The sequence below is a fragment of the Rhodococcus sp. 06-156-4 genome, from assembly GCF_002259345.1.
In the GTDB taxonomy this organism is placed as follows: Bacteria; Actinomycetota; Actinomycetes; order Mycobacteriales; family Mycobacteriaceae; genus Rhodococcoides; species Rhodococcoides fascians_E.
On the sequence record NZ_NPGB01000018.1, the window covers coordinates 197,357 to 212,957 of the forward strand.

Genomic DNA, 15,601 nt, shown 5'->3' on the forward strand with positions numbered 1-15,601 from the left:
TCAGGCTCCCAGGTAATCGAGAAGATCGGTCAGGACCGCAACAGCGTCGACCTTGGCAGTGAGGAAGTCGTCGGGTCGGCTGTCGTCATCGACACCGGAATCAGCGTCGAGGCGGCCGAAGATCTTCTCCGGACCGGCGAGGAGAACCCGCTCGATTCCCGCCTGCCGCAACGCCAGTACCGCCGACCTCGCGTCGTCGACGTACCGTTTGTCGGTGCCGCACAGCACAGCCACCCGGGCCCCGGAACTGCGCACCGCCTCCGCGATCGACTCGGTGGTCAGCGGCCCCGGGTTCTCGGTGTGAATACCACCGGACGCGAGGAGGTTGGCCGCGAAGGTCGTACGCACGTTGTGCTCGGCCACCGATCCGATCGGGGCCAGAAGCGCGAGCGGACGCACATCGTGCTCGAGCAGGTAGGCATCCGACCGGTCACGCAACGCCTCGAACGCAGCGCCGTACCGGGCCACGGTGGCGTCGGGTTGTGGCGGAATGGGCGCCTCGGCCAGGTTCGGGAACTCGTTCACTCCGGTCAGCGGGGTACGCCGGTGCGCAACGTCGGAATCGCGCTGCGCCTTCGTCTTCGCGATCGCGGCTGCCGTGGAACCCGACTCGAGCGCGGCGAGGTAGCCTCCGTCGGACTCGATGGTTCGGGTGAATTCCCACGCCTTCTCCGCGAGATCGCCGGTGAGCTTCTCGACGTACCAGGACCCGGCACCCGGATCCAGCACCCTCCCCAGATGCGATTCCTCGAGCAACAACAGCTGAGTGTTGCGAGCGATCCTTGCCGCGAACGTCTTCGACACTCCGGCAGCGCCGCCGTCGAGCGCAACGTCGAAGGGCAGCACGGTCACTGCATCTGCCCCGCCGATGCCTGCACCGAACGCAGCCAACGTGGTACGCAGCATGTTCACCCACGGATCACGCTGACTCATCATCGCCTCGGACGTGACGGCGTGTTGCGGGGCACCGCCCGCATCTGGTGCACCGACGACCTGAGCCACCCGTGCCCAGACCACGCGGGCTGCTCGGAACTTCGCGATGGTCTGGAACTGGTCGTCCGTGGCGGCGAAACGGAACTCGATCTGCGACAGAGCCTGCTCGGCCGTCAGACCTGCGGCGGTCAATACGCGCAGATACTCCAACCCGGCCGCGACGGATGCGCCGACCTCCTGGGTATCGCTCGCTCCGGCATTGTGAAAGACAGTGCCGTCCACCGTGATCGCGCGGACGGTCTCGGGCCGAGCCTCGGCGAGAACGGCGAGTGCGACGGTCTCGTCCACGTTCACGGAACCGACACCGGCGAATCGGGCTGTCAGCGGTGCAGCGCCCAGGCGAATGTCGACAGCGGCACGGTCCTCGACCGACGAGGAATCCGCCACTGCGAAGATCGCATCGGCTGCCGCGGCGACGTCCGACCCGGCGTCGACGACCACCGGCGCAAGATCCAACAACACACCGTCCAGCGCACGCGCTACCCCGGTCACCGGAAGTCCGGATCCACCGATCGAGAGCCACACTCCGCTGATTCCGTTGTTCAACCCGTCCAGGATGGACTCGTTGATGGACTCCGGATCGGAGGTCCCTGCACCGAACTTCGCACTGACGGTCCAGCCGGCGTTCACATCGCGAGTACGGTCACGGCCGCGGACGAACGGGTGAACTCCCGGCAGCGGATGTTCCGGTTGTTCGTCGAGCACACCGTAGAGCGGCGCGACCGTCACTCCGTCGTAGGTCACTGCGTCGAGCAGGTGCTCCGCGTCGACCGGAAGGTCCGCGACGTCCACTCGTCTCGACTTCGCGAGGACGCCCGCGACGGCCTTCTGCCACGCGGCGTACGCACTGGTGGAAGCGCCTTCTTGCGAAGCGCTTTCTGGTGAAGCAACGGACACAGTGACTGCTCCCTCGACTCGATCGGCACGCAGATCGACAAATTGCGACTTCTGTGATGTTAACCGCGATTGTTGGAACACTATCGTGAGGATCACCTCATGTCTGCGTGGGCATCGGTTCGGCGAGCGTCGCTGCTTAGCGGGTGCCGGTACTGTCGGCGAATGTGAAGAGGCGCTTTCGAGACCCCCGGCTCATCGGCCTCGTTCTCCTTCTCCTGGTCCTCGCTCTCGCCGCAGCGTTCACGCCACATCCGTCCGTCGCTCAGATCCGCGAGTGGTCGCATTCGATCGGTCCCGCGTTCCCACTCGTGTTTTTCGCCGTACACGCGGTGGTCACGGTTGCACCGATTCCTCGTACCCTGTTCACTCTCGCCGCGGGCGTCCTGTTCGGGTCGCTGACCGGCATCGTCGTCACGGTCGGCGCGTCCACGGTCAGCGCGGTGATCGCCCTGCTCATGGTCCGGGCCGTAGGTCGGGAGTGGTTCGCAACCAGAATGACCCACCCGGCGGTCAGGGCCATCGACGACAGCCTGGCTCGCCGAGGCTGGCTCGCGGTGGGCTCGCTGCGGTTGATCGCGCCCGTTCCGTTCTCGGTGGTCAACTACTGCTGCGGGGTGTCGTCGATTCGCATCGCCCCGTTCGCGTTGGCCACTGCCGTCGGGGTCGTGCCCGGAACAGTGGGCATCGTGGTGCTGGGCGATGCCCTGGGCGGCAACGCCGATCCGGTGATGCTCGCGTTGTCGGCGTCGTGCATTGCACTGGGCGTGCTGGGCCTGATCGTGGACTGGCGCCTGACGACGCGCGGTCGAACCCGGGCACGTCAAGCCGTGGAACTTGATATTCAGGAGTCAAGTCAAAAACGTTGACTTGCATATTTCAAGGCATTAGCCTTGACGAATGTTCGTCATGACGATCGATCAGCGTGGAAGCCGACGCGAACGCGATCGCGTCGAAGACCTACTGGAGTCCATGCACGGCGTGCCGCTTCTCCGTCCGTTCGATCGAACGGCGGGCGACGAGGTTCAGGCCGTCGTGGAGAACTCGCCCACCGGAGCGCGCACCGTCGTCGACGTCGCATTACGCCTCGTCCGCGAGCAGCACTGGAGTATCGGCATCGGAGTCGGCGCCGTCGAACTCCCGCTCCCCACCACAACCCGGGCCGGACGAGGACACGCGTTCGAAGCAGCCCGTGACGCCGTGACCCGAGCCAAGAACGCACCGGGTGGCGTCGCAGTCGCCAGCGCGCGCGACGATCTCGCCGCCGCCGCAGCGGACGCCGAGACAGCACTGATACTGGTCGCACTGCTCGTCACCGACCGAACCGAGCAAGGCCACGCCGCAGTGGACCTCATGACTGCCGGCCACACGCAGACCAGCGCCGCCGAGATACTCGGCATCAGCAAGCAAGCGATGTCGCAGAGATTGTCGGTGGCGAGGTGGAGTATCGAATCGGGCGGGCGAACATTGGCCGAACATCTACTGAGCGACCTGTCCGGTCACGAGGACCGACTGTGACGACTCGGCACGGCAGGCACAATCGAGGGGGAAACTGATGTCCGTTTCGGCACTGACGACCGTCATGACGCCGGTACTTCTGGTCGCCTCGGCCACGGCGTCGATCGCCCCGTCGACAGGCCGACTGCCCACCAGGCTGCCGACGTGGGTGCCTGCAGCCACGTCCGTGGGTCTGCTCGCGGTCGCTGCCGTCTGCGCGTCTCTGACCGACCCGGTGCACGGATTCATGTTGGCCACCACGTACGTGGTCACGGTCGCCGTAGCCGCCGTAGGCGGTTCCGGCATCGTTCCGGCGGTCTTCGCACTTGCCCGGCGGAGCGGCACGCCCGGACCCGACGATTCGCCGGGACCACTGCACGGCGGACGCACCATCGGAATCCTCGAGCGCACGGCGGTCGCGGCATCCATCCTGTCCGGTTGGCCCGAGGGCATCGCGATCGTCCTGGCCGTCAAAGGGCTTGCCCGCTATCCGGAACTGCGTGCCAGCGAGCCGTCCGCCCAGTCGCCTGCCGCGACGTCGGCCTCCGAGCAGTTCATCATCGGCACCTTCGCGAGCGTCATGTGGGCCGTCGCCGTCTGCGGAGTCGGCCTCGCCCTGACCACCTGACCGTCCGACCGGCATCGCGAACTGCGACGACCCGCCTCGCTTCTTACCGCTCCGGTTCAGCCTGAGGCGCAGTCCACTGCTGATGCGCCGGCCCCGCCGACAGCTCGCCTACGTCGAGCCCTTTCGTCAGACTGGGGTCGGGAGCAAGGGAGGTGTCGACGGGCGTGCGCGCGACGGCTTCCGCAGCCGCCACGGCTTCCGCGACAGCTGGATCGCTCTTCGTCTCGAACCAATCCGCAACTTCTTCCGAGTCGTCCTCGGGTTTGGTGTCCGCACCCGAGGTGTCACTCGGCTGGAACCTGAACACACCATCTTCCCCTGGCGCGCCGAGAGTCTTGGCGAATCCCTTCAACGCATCCCCGAAGTCGCTGGGGATCATCCAGACCTTGTTGGCGTCACCCTGCGCCATCTGGGGCAACGTCTGCATGTACTGGTACGCAAGGAGCTCGGGCGTCGGCTTGCCTGCCTTGATGGCCGCGAACACTTTCTCGATCGCTTTGGCCTGACCCTGCGCCTGAAGGTACTTCGCAGCCCGATCGCCCTGGGCCCGAAGGATTCTGGATTGACGCTCACCCTCGGCCGTGAGAATCGACGCCTGCTTGGCGCCTTCCGCTGCGAGGATCCGACTCTGCTTGTCACCCTCGGCCGTCTTGATAGCGGACTCGCGGTGTCCCTCCGCCGTCAGAATCGTCGCTCGCTTCTCACGGTCGGCCTTCATCTGCTTCTCCATCGACTCCTGGATCGACGGCGGCGGATCGATGCTCTTCAGTTCCACACGTGCCACGCGCAGGCCCCATCGCCCGGTCGCCTCGTCGAGAACCCCCCGCAGCTGGCCGTTGATGGAGTCGCGAGACGTGAGCGTCTCCTCCAAGGTCATGCCACCGACGACGTTGCGCAGCGTGGTCGTCGTCAACTGCTCCACGCCCACGATGTAGTTGTTGATCTCGTAGACGGCGGCCTGAGGATTGGTGACCTGGAAGTACACGACCGTGTCGATCGACACCGTCAAGTTGTCCTTCGTGATCACCGGCTGCGGCGGGAAGGACACAACCCGTTCTCGCAGATCGACTTTCGCGCGAACCCGATCGACGAACGGAACGAGGAACGTCAACTGCCCCGACACCGTCTTCGAATACCTACCGAGCCGTTCGATCACCGCGGCCTCGGCCTGCGGCACCAGCGCAACCGATTTGGCCACCAGAACGACGACAAGAAGGACGATCACGCCCAGAACGATGAGTGCTGTCATGGTCGACTACGGTCCTCTCCACACGAGCGCAGTTGCGCCGTCTATTTCCATCACGGTCACTGTGGTCCCCGGCGCATACACCTCGGTGGAATCGAGAGGACGCGCCGTCCACACCTCTCCGCCGATCTTCACCTGACCTTCGGTGGCCGACACCTGTTCGAGAACCAGCGCGCTCTTGCCCGACAACGCCTCGATTCCGGTCGGCAGGACAGGCGGTTTCGCGAACTTGCGCAGCAGAATCGGACGCACCCCGAGAACGAGGGCCAACGACACGACGGCGAACACCACGGCATCGACCCACACCGGAAAATCCGTGACAGACGACACTCCGGCCGTTGCCAGGGCCCCTCCGGCGATCATCAGCAGGAAGAAATCACCCGTCAATGCCTCGGCTGCCGCAAGGAGCACGCCCGCGATGAGCCAGATAATCGCTGCCACACCCCCAGTGAACCACAAATCGGACATCTGCCGGTGAGACGAGACGACAACTCACCGCGGTAACCGGAGTCCGGGTTACCGGTATTCGATTTCCGAGACTCGGTGACCGGGGCTCGGTTACTGGGGTTCGGTGACGAAATCGACGAGCTGCTCGACCGCGCCGATCAACGGCGCCTCGAGATCGCGGAAACTGGACACCGATTGGTACACACGTCGCCAACCGTCGCGCGGAGATCCCCACCCCAGCTCCCGGCAGATACCGGTCTTCCAATCCTCGCCTCGCGGAATCCGCGGCCACGCAGCAATACCGACTGCCTTCGGGCGCACCGCTTCCCACACGTCGATGTACGGATGGCCCGTCACGAGCACATGCGGCCCCAAGGATGTCGTCAGCTTCGACTCCTTGGAACCCGTCACGAGATGGTCGACGAGCACACCGACACGGCGCCCAGGCCCTGGCCCGAACTCCGCGAGACGCTCACCTAGGTTGTCGAGCCCCTCGAGGTGCTCGACCACAACACCTTCGACGCGCAGATCGTGACCCCACACCCGCTCGACCAGAGCGGCATCGTGGACACCCTCGACCCAGATCCGGCTCGCACGGGCCGTACGAGCACGCAGCCCCTCGACACGGGTGGAACCCGACGCCGAACGAGACGGGCCCGCCTTCGGAGCCGCGGCGGCGCGTACCAACGTCACCCGCTTGCCGTCGATCAGGAACGCAGCCTCCCGCAACGCGAACAGACGTGTCGTTCGCGCAGCGTCCTCCAAACGCACGAAATCACCGTCGTACGTTCGCTCGAACCCCACGACGGCACCGCAGTACCCGGTCGCCGCGTCCTCGACCACGAGCCCACGCTCGGCCGGAACCTGCGGCGCAGGCACCTTCCGCATCCGACTGTGCCCCGCAAGAATGTCCGACCCGTACATATCCGCCACGGCCGAACACGCTAGCCCAACCCACATCACTCGAGCCGCACGCCACGCCGTTCGAAAGCCCTCACCTACGGCTCATGTCTGCAGGCTCCACTCCCGGCTCCTCCCTGGTCATTTCTGCAGGCTCCACTCCCGCCTCCTCCCTGGTCATTTCTGCAGGCTCCACTCCCGGCCTAAACTGGTGAGCCGTGAGTTCTCCCAGTGCAAGCCTCGCCGTATGGGCGAGTTCGTGGTTGGCCGGCGTGAGCGCACCGGACGACGTGATCGACGCCATGGCCGAATGGGCGCCGATGCATCTGATCGTGGCTGCGGACGAGGCAACCGCGGCCTCCACGTCGCTGGCGTGGCCGAGCCCGCGTGCCGACGGCATCGCAGCGTTGCTGACGCTCGTGCGCGCGACGTCGGGCCGCATGCCGGGCGCAGCCGGGGCCGGACAGCCCGGGAACCCAGGAATCGAACTGCTTCTCCCCTCGCCTGGATCGGCGCAGAATCTCACACCCGGTACCGCATTCTCCCGTGCGGCTCTGGTCACCGGTCAGGCTGTTCTCGTCGGCTCTCCCGGAGCCGACGGAATCGGCCTGGTACCTGCGGTCGAGGGACCGGACGTGATGCGCTGGACGGTGCACACCGTCCGGATTCCCGATCACTTCGTACGCGACTTCTCGCTGGGCGAAGCTGAATACGCGATGCGCGACGCCGTGCGGGACGCAGCCGAGGCTCTCGGAACGATGTCGGCACTGCCGACTCGCACTCCGAACGGTGACCCCCGTACCCGGATTGCCGCCGAATTGGAATCGCTTGCACGCCATCGCTACCCGATCGACACTCCTGAACGAGTGCTTCGTGTTCTGGAATCGGCCGACCGAGTGTCCGCGATACTGTCCGTCGCTCAGCACGATTCACCCACCGAGGCACCGACCGCTGCCGCAGAGGCTGCACGGGAGAACCTGATACGGCCGCTGTGGTCGGCAGTGCGGGCTGCGCGACTCAGCGCTGTGGCGCGCAGCATCGAGGAAGGAGCGCCGCGTGCCTGAACGGAGCTGAGTCGGGGCGGAGTCGGGGCCGCCTGAACAAGAGATGCGTCAGCGAGGCGCGCCGACCGGACGACGTGCGGGTTGCTCGCAGCAGTTGAGCGCGCATCGATCACCGTTCGCCGTCGAGCCGTAACGGGGGACGCTACCGATCCCACGGGGAGAGGTATCGCCGACGTACTCCCCCACCAACTCGACGACCATCTTCGCGAACCGCGGATCCGTGCCCGGCGTGGCCACGCGCGCGAAAGCCATCGACAGTTCGGCTGCCTTGTCGCGTGCCTCGGTGTCGAGATCCCACACCACCTCGAGGTGATCGGAGACGAAGCCGACCGGGCACACGAGTACCGCGTCGACGCCCTTGTCCGACAGAGTCTGAAGGTGGTCGCAGATGTCCGGCTCGAGCCACGGCACCTGAGGTGGTCCGGAACGCGACTGCCACACCAGGTCGTAGTCCTGGAAACCTGCTCGTTCGGCGGCCAGTCGGGAGGCGTCGGCAACTTGCCTGCTGTACAGGTGCCCGCCGTCCTCGGGCGGCCCCGCGTTCGCGTCGGCGGCGCTGGGAATGGAATGTGCGGTGAACACGAGTCTCGCGCCTGCACGTTTGTCGGCCGGCAACTGTTCCAGCGCGACGGTGATCGCGTCGGCGAAGGAGTCGATCATCAGAGGATGATCGTAGAACTGCCGGATCTTGACCAACTCGGGTGCGCTGTCCCCTACCGACCGACGCGCACGCGCGATGTCCTCGTGGTACTGCCTGCACCCGGAATATCCGCCCCATGCGGACGTCGGAAACACCAGCGCGCGGCGGACCCCGTCCGCGGTCATCCGGCCGACCGTGTCCTCGACCATCGGATGCCAGTTCCGGTTGCCGAAATACACCGGTAGGGGGATAGAGGCCGATGCCAATTCGGATTCGACCGCCGCGATGATGTCGCGGTTGAGTGAATTGATGGGAGAGACCCCACCGAAATGCATGTAGTGCTCGACCACCGCGTCGAGGCGCTCGGGTGGTACCCCGCGTCCACGGGTGACGTTCTCGAGGAACGGCCGGACATGTGACGGGTCCTCTGGGCCACCGAAGGACAGGAACAGCAGCGCGTCGAAACCATCGACACCACGAGAGTCGGTCATCGGTCCATTGTGCGCCCGGGGAGGATGTGACCGAACACGCCCCTCCCCGGGCGTACGAACAGAAAATCAGACGTTGTCCGGCAGGTACGTGTTGTGGCTCGCGCCACCGTCCACGTAGATGATCGAGCCGGTGGTGCCCGGCAGCCAATCGGACAGAAGCGCAACGATCGACTTGGCAACTGCCGTCGGGTCGTCGTAGTTCCAGCCGATGGGCGATGCACCGTCCCAGTACTCGTTGAGCTGCTGCATCTTCGCGGCGTCACCCGTAGCCGTTCCGGCGATGGCCTTGGCGGCCAAAGTCCGGATAGGGCCTGCGGCAACGAGGTTGGAGCGAACACGCTTGGCCTGACCGACCTCGCGAGCGACGTACCGGTTGACCGACTCGAGCGCGGCCTTGGCCACGCCCATCCAGTTGTAGTACGGCATGGCGGTGCGCGGATCGAAGTCCATTCCGACGATCGATCCTCCCTCGTTCATGACGGGGAGCACAGCGCGGGCCAGCGAGGCGTAACTCCATGCGGAGATCTCGAACGCACGCGAGGCGTCGGGGCCCGGCCCGTCCAGGAACGGCTTGGCGTCCGGTCCCATCAGAGTGCGCGGCGCGAAAGCGATGGAGTGCAGTACGCCGTCGACACCCTCGGGTGCGAGTTCACGAACGCGGTCGGCCAGAGCGGCCAGGTGCTCCTCGTTGGTTGCGTCGAGTTCGATCGCCGGGGGCACCGGCTGCGGGAGCCGCTGCGCGATGCGGTCGATCAGGCGGAGCCTGTCGAATCCGGTGATGATGACCTTCGCGCCCTGGTTCTGCGCCATTGCGGCAGCGTGGAACGCGATCGAGGCATCGGTGATGATGCCGGTCACGAGAATTGTCTTGCCTTCGAGCAGTCCGCCCATGTGTATTCCTTACAGATCGAATCGAAAAGAGAAAACGAAGAAAATCAGTGACCCATGCCCATGCCACCGTCGACCGGGATGACCGCACCCGACACGTATGCGGAGTCGGGGCCGGCCAGGAAGCTCACGACGGCCGCCACATCCTCCGGTTGACCGAGTCGCTGCAGCGGAATGAACTCCTTCGCCTTGCTGCGAAGGTCGTCGGGAAGCTCGGCCGTCATGTCCGTTTCGATGAAACCGGGCGAGACGACGTTGGCGGTGATGGACCGCGACCCGAGTTCACGCGTGATGGACCGCGCCATACCGATGACGCCCGCCTTGGACGCGGCGTAGTTGATCTGGCCGGGTCCACCACCCAGTGCGACGACGGAACTGAGGAACACCATTCGGCCCCACCGGGCGCGCAACATTGCGCGGTTGGCACGCTTGGCAACGCGGAATGCACCGGTGAGGTTGGCGTCGAGAACTCTCTCGAACTGCTCCTCCGTCATGCGCATCAACAGTGTGTCGTCGGTGATCCCTGCGTTGGCCACCAGTACCTCGACGGGCCCTTGCTTCTCCTCGACCTCTTTGAACGCAGCGTCGACGGATGCAGAATCGGTGACATCGCACACGACGCCGAGCAGACCTTCCGGCGCGCCCGAGCCGCGGTGCGTGACGGCGACCTTGTGGCCGTCCGCGGCGAGCCGCTGAGCGATGGCAAGGCCGATGCCTCTGTTACCTCCGGTGACAAGTACGGAACGAGCGATGAAGTCGGGTGTGGACATGCCTGCAACCTATCTGTTCGTGCTGGAATGACAAAGCAGTGTTACTCATGAGTAATAACAGTGAATAGGTACGAATTCGGTAAATCAGGGCAAACGCTGTCGAAGTACCAAAGCCGTACCGAGCCCCGCCGCTGTGAACAGGACGCCGAGAATCAGCCACGGTCTACTCGCGTCGCCCCGAGTCATCTCGAAGCCGATCTGCTCTTCGAGAGTGTCGTAGACGGCCCGTAGTTCCTCCAAAGACGAGGCCGTGAAGAAACTGCCGCCGGACAGAGTGGCGATTTCCTTGAGCGACGGGTCGTCGACCGGCACCGGCACTCTCTCCGAACCCGATTCGCTCTCGATGTCGACGGTGCCGTAACTCGTTCCGAACGAGATGGTCGATATCGGTACGTCCTTCTCGGCAGCAGCACGCGCCGCGGTGTAACCGCCTCTCGGATCGTCCGGGTTTTCCGGCACCGTCTGCTTGCCGTCCGACAGAAGCACGATGCGGGCAGGTGGGGCAGCGTCCCCGCCGCCGAGTACCGCGCCCAGAGTGTCGATCGATTGCAGCGATGTGAAGATCGCTTCGCCGGTGGCCGTGCGCTCGCTGAGCTGAAGTTTGTCGATCGCCGCTTTGGTCGCTTCGCGATTCGCGGTGGGCGACACCAGAACCGAAGCAGTGCCGGCGAACGCCACCAATCCCAGATTGATGCCTGGAGTCAAACCGTCGGCGAACGATTTACCGGCTTCCTGCGCTGCCGCCAGACGTGACGGTTCGACGTCGGTCGCTTCCATGGACAGCGACACGTCGATCACGAGCATGACGGTTGCGCGATTGCGCGGAACCCGTTGATCCGACGTCGGGCCGGCCAGCGCGACGGTGAGCAGAAGCAGGCCCACCAGCACCAGAGCCGTCGGAACGTGCCGCCAGTATCCGGGCCGGTTCGGCGCTACCTTCTCGAGCAACTCCATGTTGGAGAAAAGCAGCGTGTTCTTCTGACGGCGACGCTGCACGACGACGTATCCGGCGACGAGAGCGCCGACGACCAACAGAAACAGCAGCCACCACGGAGAGGTGAAGTCGGACAGGCTCACCGGCGACCCGCCCGTGCAGTGTTGGCGGCACTTGCCCCGAGCGTGTGCCTTCGCGAGGACACGAAGCGAACCACGTCGGCGATCCAGTCACCGTCGGTCCGCAATGTCAGGCGGGGCGCCCCACAACGGCGCAACACGCGTTCGACGTCGCTCCGGTGCGCTGCCGCGGCCTCCGCGAAATCCGCCCGCAATCGCGGGGTGGTGCTGAACTCTCGGGTGCGCCCTGATTCGGGGTCGTGCAGCACCACATCTCCTATGTCGGGAAGTTCGAGGTCGCGCGGATCGAGTACTTCGACGGCGAGGACATCGTGCCGCGCCGCGATGGCTCGCAGCGACCGTTCCCAGTCGATCGGCCCGAGGAAATCGCTGATGATCACCGCCATTCCGCGCCTGCGCTGCGGCCGCCGGAGCGACTCGATCGCGCCCACCAGATCGCCTCGGACACCGTCCGCTGCACTGGGAGTGGTCGCGATCGTCCGTAGCATCGACTGTGCGTGAATCTGCCCACCGCGCGCGGGAATTCGCGTCAGTGTGGAGCCGGTGGCAACGACCGCGCCGATCCGGTTACCGCCTCCCCCGGTCAGATGTGTGATCGCAGCGGCGGCAGCAACGGCGAGGTCGCGCTTCTCGCATCCGGTGGTTCCGAAATCGAGGCTTGCCGACAGGTCGAGAACCATCCACGTTTCCAGCTCCCGGTCCGCCACCGACTGGCGTACGTGCGGATGCGTCGTGCGTGCCGTCACCGACCAGTCCATCTGACGGACGTCGTCGCCCGGCTGATACTCGCGAGCATCCCCAGGCTCGGACCCGGGACCGGGGATCAACCCGAGGTGATCACCGTGCAGCACACCGTCGAGCCGACGCCGAACCGTCAGTTCGAGCGTCCGGAGCGCCGCGGCGAGCGACGGGTCCCGCAGCTCCCCGCTGCGGAAGGACGGAGGGCGAGCCTCGTGCCGCCGTACCGCACCTTCGGCCGGTCCACTCACTGCTTCTGGTTACCCGCGGTCGACTCGTTGCCGACCGGCTGTTGCCCCTGCTGGCCCTGATGCACCTGCTGACCCTGGGGTGCACCGTTACCTGGTCCTGGTCCCTGCCCGCCCGGCGCCGGGAACTGACCTGCGTGCGGATGCGGTTGCTGCTGGTGCGGTTGCGGCGCCTGCGCGAACGACGGCTGCTGCGCAAAGGGTGGCTGCTGGGAGTTGGGGCTGTGCTGCGGGTTCGGAACCGGCGGCGGTGTCGGCTGCGGCCCTCCTCCGACGGCTTGCGGCGCGACCTGCGGAAGCCCGACGGTCTGCAGGACGCGAGTGATGACGTCCTCCGGCGTGACCTCGTCGGCGAGAGCGTCGTAGGACAGGACGAGCCGGTGCCGGAGCACGTCGGGAATGACCTCGAGGACATCCTGCGGAACGACGTAGTCACGTCCGCGGAGCAGTGCAAGTGCACGAGACGCCGAGATGATGCCGAGCGTCGCACGAGGGGATGCACCGTAAGCGATCCAACTGGCGACGTCGTCGAGACCGAGCTGCTCCGGTGTTCGAGTTGCCGCGATGACTCGGACGACGTAATCGACGAGAGCGTGATGCACGAAGACGTTGCTCGCGACTTTCTGCAAGCGGACGAGCTCAGCCGGGTCGAGTATCTGCTTCGGCGTGGGGACCGCGGTTCCCATCCGGTAGACGATCTCCCGCTCCTCCTCGACCGACGGGTAATCCACCACGATCTTGAACAGGAATCGGTCCCGCTGGGCTTCCGGAAGCGGGTACACGCCTTCGTTCTCGATCGGGTTCTGTGTGGCCATCACCAAGAACGGATCAGGCATCGGGAACGTCTTGCCGCCGATGGAGACGTGCCGTTCGGCCATCACCTCGAGAAGCGCGGACTGGACCTTGGCCGGGGCACGGTTGATCTCGTCCGCCAGTACGAAATTGGCGACGACAGGGCCCAGTTCGGTGTCGAACTCCTCGCGTCCCTGTCGGTAGATGCGGGTACCGATCAAGTCCGTCGGCACCAGGTCCGGGGTGAACTGCACACGAGAGAACGAACCGCCGACCACCTTGGCGAACGTCTCCACGGCGAGCGTCTTGGCCACTCCGGGAACGCCCTCGAGCAGAACGTGTCCGCGGGCGAGCAACCCGACGAGAATACGCTCGACAAGCCGATCCTGGCCGACGATGACGCGCTTGACCTCGTACACGGCCTTTTCGAGAATGCGTACGTCCTGCTGCAGATCGTTCACGGCATCCACCGAAGCGTTCCGCTCCGTGGTCTTCGGTTCGGTGCCGTGCGAAGCACTTACGTTCGACACTCCCCCGTTCGATCCGTCGCCCTTCGACAGGTCGGCCTTCGATGCGTCACCGTTCGACACGCCGTCACGTGATGCCACCAACAATCCACCGCTTCCACTCGACATTTCGCGGGCACGTTCCTCCATGTCCGCCACCAACTATTGCAGGTGACGACGGAATGCGCCGACGGTCCCGCCCCAGGCTACCGGCGCGCACGGGCGAGCCTATCGGTACTGCGGTCAGGAGACCATGCACACCGATTCAGGAGACCATGCGCACTGCGTACGGGGTCATACCGTCGTACCGGACCGGCGAGACCTTCACGACGCTGCCGGACTGAGGGGCCTCGAGCATCTTTCCGTCACCGAGATACAGCGCGACGTGCTGGCTCGCGTTCGGACCGTAGAACAGCATGTCTCCGCGCTTCATGTCCGAGGACGGAACCTGTTTGCCCGCGGTGTACTGGTAACCGGTGTAGTGCGGGAGTGAGATCCCCAGACCGGCGAACGCGTAGATCATCAACCCGGAGCAGTCGAAGCCGACCTTGTTGTAGTCGCCGTAACTGTCGGCGACACCTCCGTCACGGATTCCCTTGGTCGGCCCGTTCTCGTCTCCACCTCCCCACGAGTAGGGCACACCCAACTGCGACATTCCGCGATCGATGACCAGTTCCACTGCGGCACTGCCGGTCAGAGATGGATTGCTCTGCCCACCGCTACGCGGCTTCTTCGGTGTCGTGGACGTGGACGGCGACGGGGTTGAGTCCGAATCGTCGATGTCGGTGTGCGAGCGTTGGCCGGCGGCTGCGGCCGCCGCTGCTGCCGCAGCCGCCTGGTTCGCGGCGACGCGTGCAGCGGCCTGTACAGCTGCGTCGCGCGCGGCGGCTGCAGCTGCCGCGATTGCGGCGTCCTCGGCCGCCTTCTGCTGCTCCCATGCGGAGTACGCGTCGCGCTGGCCCTCCAATCCTGCGACCTCGGATCGCGCGGAGTCCAGTTGTGACTGCGCGGAATCGCGTTGAGCCTCGATCGCCGTCTTCTGCTCGGCCTGGGCGGCGAGGGCTGCACGCGCGGTGGCAATGGCGTCTTCCGCCGCGGCCTTCTTGTTCTCCGCGTCGCTGGCAGCGGCGTCGGCCTCCTGCTTGGACTCACGGGCGGCGGAATCCTTGTTCGCCTGCTCGGTGCGTGCACGTTGCAAGCCATCGAGAACCGCATTCTGGCTGGACGACAACACCTTGAGGACCTGCGCTCGGTCGAGTACATCGTCCGGCCCGGTCGACCCGAGGAACGACGAGATCGATGCCACGCCCGTGCCCTGCGTGTAGCTCGACACCGCGAAATCGTTGAACTTGGTTTGAGCAGCTTGAATCTGTGTACCTGCGTCGGCGAGTGCCTGCTGTGCGACGCCGACCAGTTGCGCGGCGACGTCGGCAGCATCACGGGCATTCTGCAGGTCGACGAGCGCCCGGTTCACGTCCTCGCGTTTGATCGCGACATCGGCGTCGAGCTGAGCAAGTTGCTGATTGGCTGCGGCTACCTGGTTGATCAGTTCACCGACCGCACCGAGCTGCTGCTCCACCCGTGTGCCGGCAGCGGCGATGTCCGAGTCGGACGGATTCGGCGGAGGTGGTGGCACCGCCGCGGCAGTGCCGGACACGGCACCGAGCAGCGCTATCACCAGTCCGGACCCGACCAGTAGTCGTGCAGTGGCAGAGAACGCTCCACGGCGAATGCCGCGATCAGCTCGACGCCTCACAAAAAGTCTCCCTCGGTCCCGGCGCTCGC

15 protein-coding genes are annotated in these 15,601 nt (G+C 65.5%); 4 read left to right on the forward strand and 11 right to left on the reverse strand.

Going from position 1 to position 15,601, the window contains the following annotated elements; all coding sequences use genetic code 11:
* A complete protein-coding gene (locus CH290_RS11675) occupies positions 1–1,890 on the reverse strand; it encodes a methylmalonyl-CoA mutase family protein (protein WP_020110091.1) in 1,890 nt (629 codons plus the stop codon).
* Between the two features lie 164 nt (positions 1,891–2,054).
* Here CH290_RS11675 and CH290_RS11680 point away from each other — a divergent pair, with 164 nt between their 5' ends.
* From CH290_RS11680 to CH290_RS11690, 3 genes are read left to right on the forward strand one after another with little or no spacing between them, the layout of a single operon-like run.
* A complete protein-coding gene (locus CH290_RS11680) occupies positions 2,055–2,756 on the forward strand; it encodes a TVP38/TMEM64 family protein (RefSeq protein ID WP_027498514.1) in 702 nt (233 codons plus the stop codon).
* 31 nt (positions 2,757–2,787) lie between these two features.
* Positions 2,788–3,405, forward strand: coding sequence for a hypothetical protein (locus tag CH290_RS11685; protein WP_019666315.1), 618 nt, complete (start codon positions 2,788–2,790; stop codon positions 3,403–3,405).
* A 37-nt stretch (positions 3,406–3,442) separates the two neighbouring features.
* Positions 3,443–4,012, forward strand: a complete 570-nt coding sequence (locus CH290_RS11690) for a hypothetical protein (protein WP_020110093.1) — start codon at positions 3,443–3,445, stop codon at positions 4,010–4,012.
* Positions 4,013–4,055: 43 nt separating this feature from the next.
* On the opposite strand, the gene CH290_RS11695 is transcribed toward CH290_RS11690, so the two are convergent.
* The 3 genes from CH290_RS11695 to CH290_RS11705 all read right to left on the reverse strand — a co-directional run bounded on the left by CH290_RS11695 (position 4,056) and on the right by CH290_RS11705 (position 6,629).
* Positions 4,056–5,261: an SPFH domain-containing protein gene (locus tag CH290_RS11695; protein WP_019666317.1), complete on the reverse strand. Its 1,206-nt coding sequence runs from the start codon at positions 5,259–5,261 to the stop codon at positions 4,056–4,058.
* 6 nt (positions 5,262–5,267) lie between these two features.
* Entirely contained in the window at positions 5,268–5,699 is a 432-nt protein-coding gene (locus tag CH290_RS11700) for an NfeD family protein (protein ID WP_026347998.1), read from the reverse strand.
* Between the two features lie 117 nt (positions 5,700–5,816).
* Positions 5,817–6,629, reverse strand: a complete 813-nt coding sequence (locus CH290_RS11705) for a DUF3097 domain-containing protein (RefSeq protein ID WP_033189699.1) — start codon at positions 6,627–6,629, stop codon at positions 5,817–5,819.
* Between the two features lie 194 nt (positions 6,630–6,823).
* On the opposite strand from CH290_RS11705, the gene CH290_RS11715 reads away from it, so the two are divergent.
* The gene (locus CH290_RS11715; RefSeq protein WP_176460160.1) at positions 6,824–7,669 is read left to right on the forward strand and encodes an Rv1486c family protein; all 846 of its coding nucleotides are present in this window, start codon (positions 6,824–6,826) and stop codon (positions 7,667–7,669) included.
* Positions 7,670–7,717: 48 nt separating this feature from the next.
* Here the strand turns inward: CH290_RS11715 and CH290_RS11720 are convergent, their stop codons facing one another.
* From CH290_RS11720 to CH290_RS11750, 7 genes are all read right to left on the reverse strand, one after another.
* Positions 7,718–8,800: a ferrochelatase gene (locus CH290_RS11720; protein WP_033189696.1), complete on the reverse strand. Its 1,083-nt coding sequence runs from the start codon at positions 8,798–8,800 to the stop codon at positions 7,718–7,720.
* Between the two features lie 66 nt (positions 8,801–8,866).
* Positions 8,867–9,691: an NADH-dependent enoyl-ACP reductase InhA gene (inhA, locus tag CH290_RS11725; RefSeq protein ID WP_020110096.1), complete on the reverse strand. Its 825-nt coding sequence runs from the start codon at positions 9,689–9,691 to the stop codon at positions 8,867–8,869.
* A gap of 44 nt (positions 9,692–9,735) precedes the next feature.
* A complete protein-coding gene (fabG1, locus tag CH290_RS11730; RefSeq protein ID WP_019666324.1) occupies positions 9,736–10,458 on the reverse strand; it encodes a 3-oxoacyl-ACP reductase FabG1 in 723 nt (240 codons plus the stop codon).
* Positions 10,459–10,542: 84 nt separating this feature from the next.
* Entirely contained in the window at positions 10,543–11,535 is a 993-nt protein-coding gene (locus tag CH290_RS11735; protein WP_019666325.1) for a VWA domain-containing protein, read from the reverse strand.
* Complete coding sequence (locus CH290_RS11740; RefSeq protein WP_019666326.1) at positions 11,532–12,521, reverse strand: DUF58 domain-containing protein; 990 nt, start codon at positions 12,519–12,521, stop codon at positions 11,532–11,534. Before CH290_RS11740 ends, CH290_RS11735 begins: the two co-directional genes overlap by 4 nt.
* Entirely contained in the window at positions 12,518–13,945 is a 1,428-nt protein-coding gene (locus tag CH290_RS11745) for an AAA family ATPase (protein WP_371828590.1), read from the reverse strand. The genes CH290_RS11740 and CH290_RS11745 overlap by 4 nt, the downstream gene beginning before the upstream one ends.
* A 136-nt stretch (positions 13,946–14,081) precedes the next feature.
* Positions 14,082–15,572, reverse strand: coding sequence for an NlpC/P60 family protein (locus CH290_RS11750; protein ID WP_020110099.1), 1,491 nt, complete (start codon positions 15,570–15,572; stop codon positions 14,082–14,084).
* Positions 15,573–15,601: the final 29 nt, after the last annotated feature.

Coding starts and splice junctions, on each gene's coding strand:
- CH290_RS11685 (WP_019666315.1), top strand. CDS start 2,788: ATGTTCGTCATGACGATCGATCAGCGTGGAAGCCGACGCGAACGCGAT.
- CH290_RS11690 (WP_020110093.1), top strand. CDS start 3,443: ATGTCCGTTTCGGCACTGACGACCGTCATGACGCCGGTACTTCTGGTC.
- CH290_RS11720 (WP_033189696.1), bottom strand. CDS start 8,800: ATGACCGACTCTCGTGGTGTCGATGGTTTCGACGCGCTGCTGTTCCTG.
- fabG1 (WP_019666324.1), bottom strand. CDS start 10,458: ATGTCCACACCCGACTTCATCGCTCGTTCCGTACTTGTCACCGGAGGT.
- inhA (WP_020110096.1), bottom strand. CDS start 9,691: ATGGGCGGACTGCTCGAAGGCAAGACAATTCTCGTGACCGGCATCATC.
- CH290_RS11695 (WP_019666317.1), bottom strand. CDS start 5,261: ATGACAGCACTCATCGTTCTGGGCGTGATCGTCCTTCTTGTCGTCGTT.
- CH290_RS11745 (WP_371828590.1), bottom strand. CDS start 13,945: ATGTCGAGTGGAAGCGGTGGATTGTTGGTGGCATCACGTGACGGCGTG.
- CH290_RS11705 (WP_033189699.1), bottom strand. CDS start 6,629: ATGTACGGGTCGGACATTCTTGCGGGGCACAGTCGGATGCGGAAGGTG.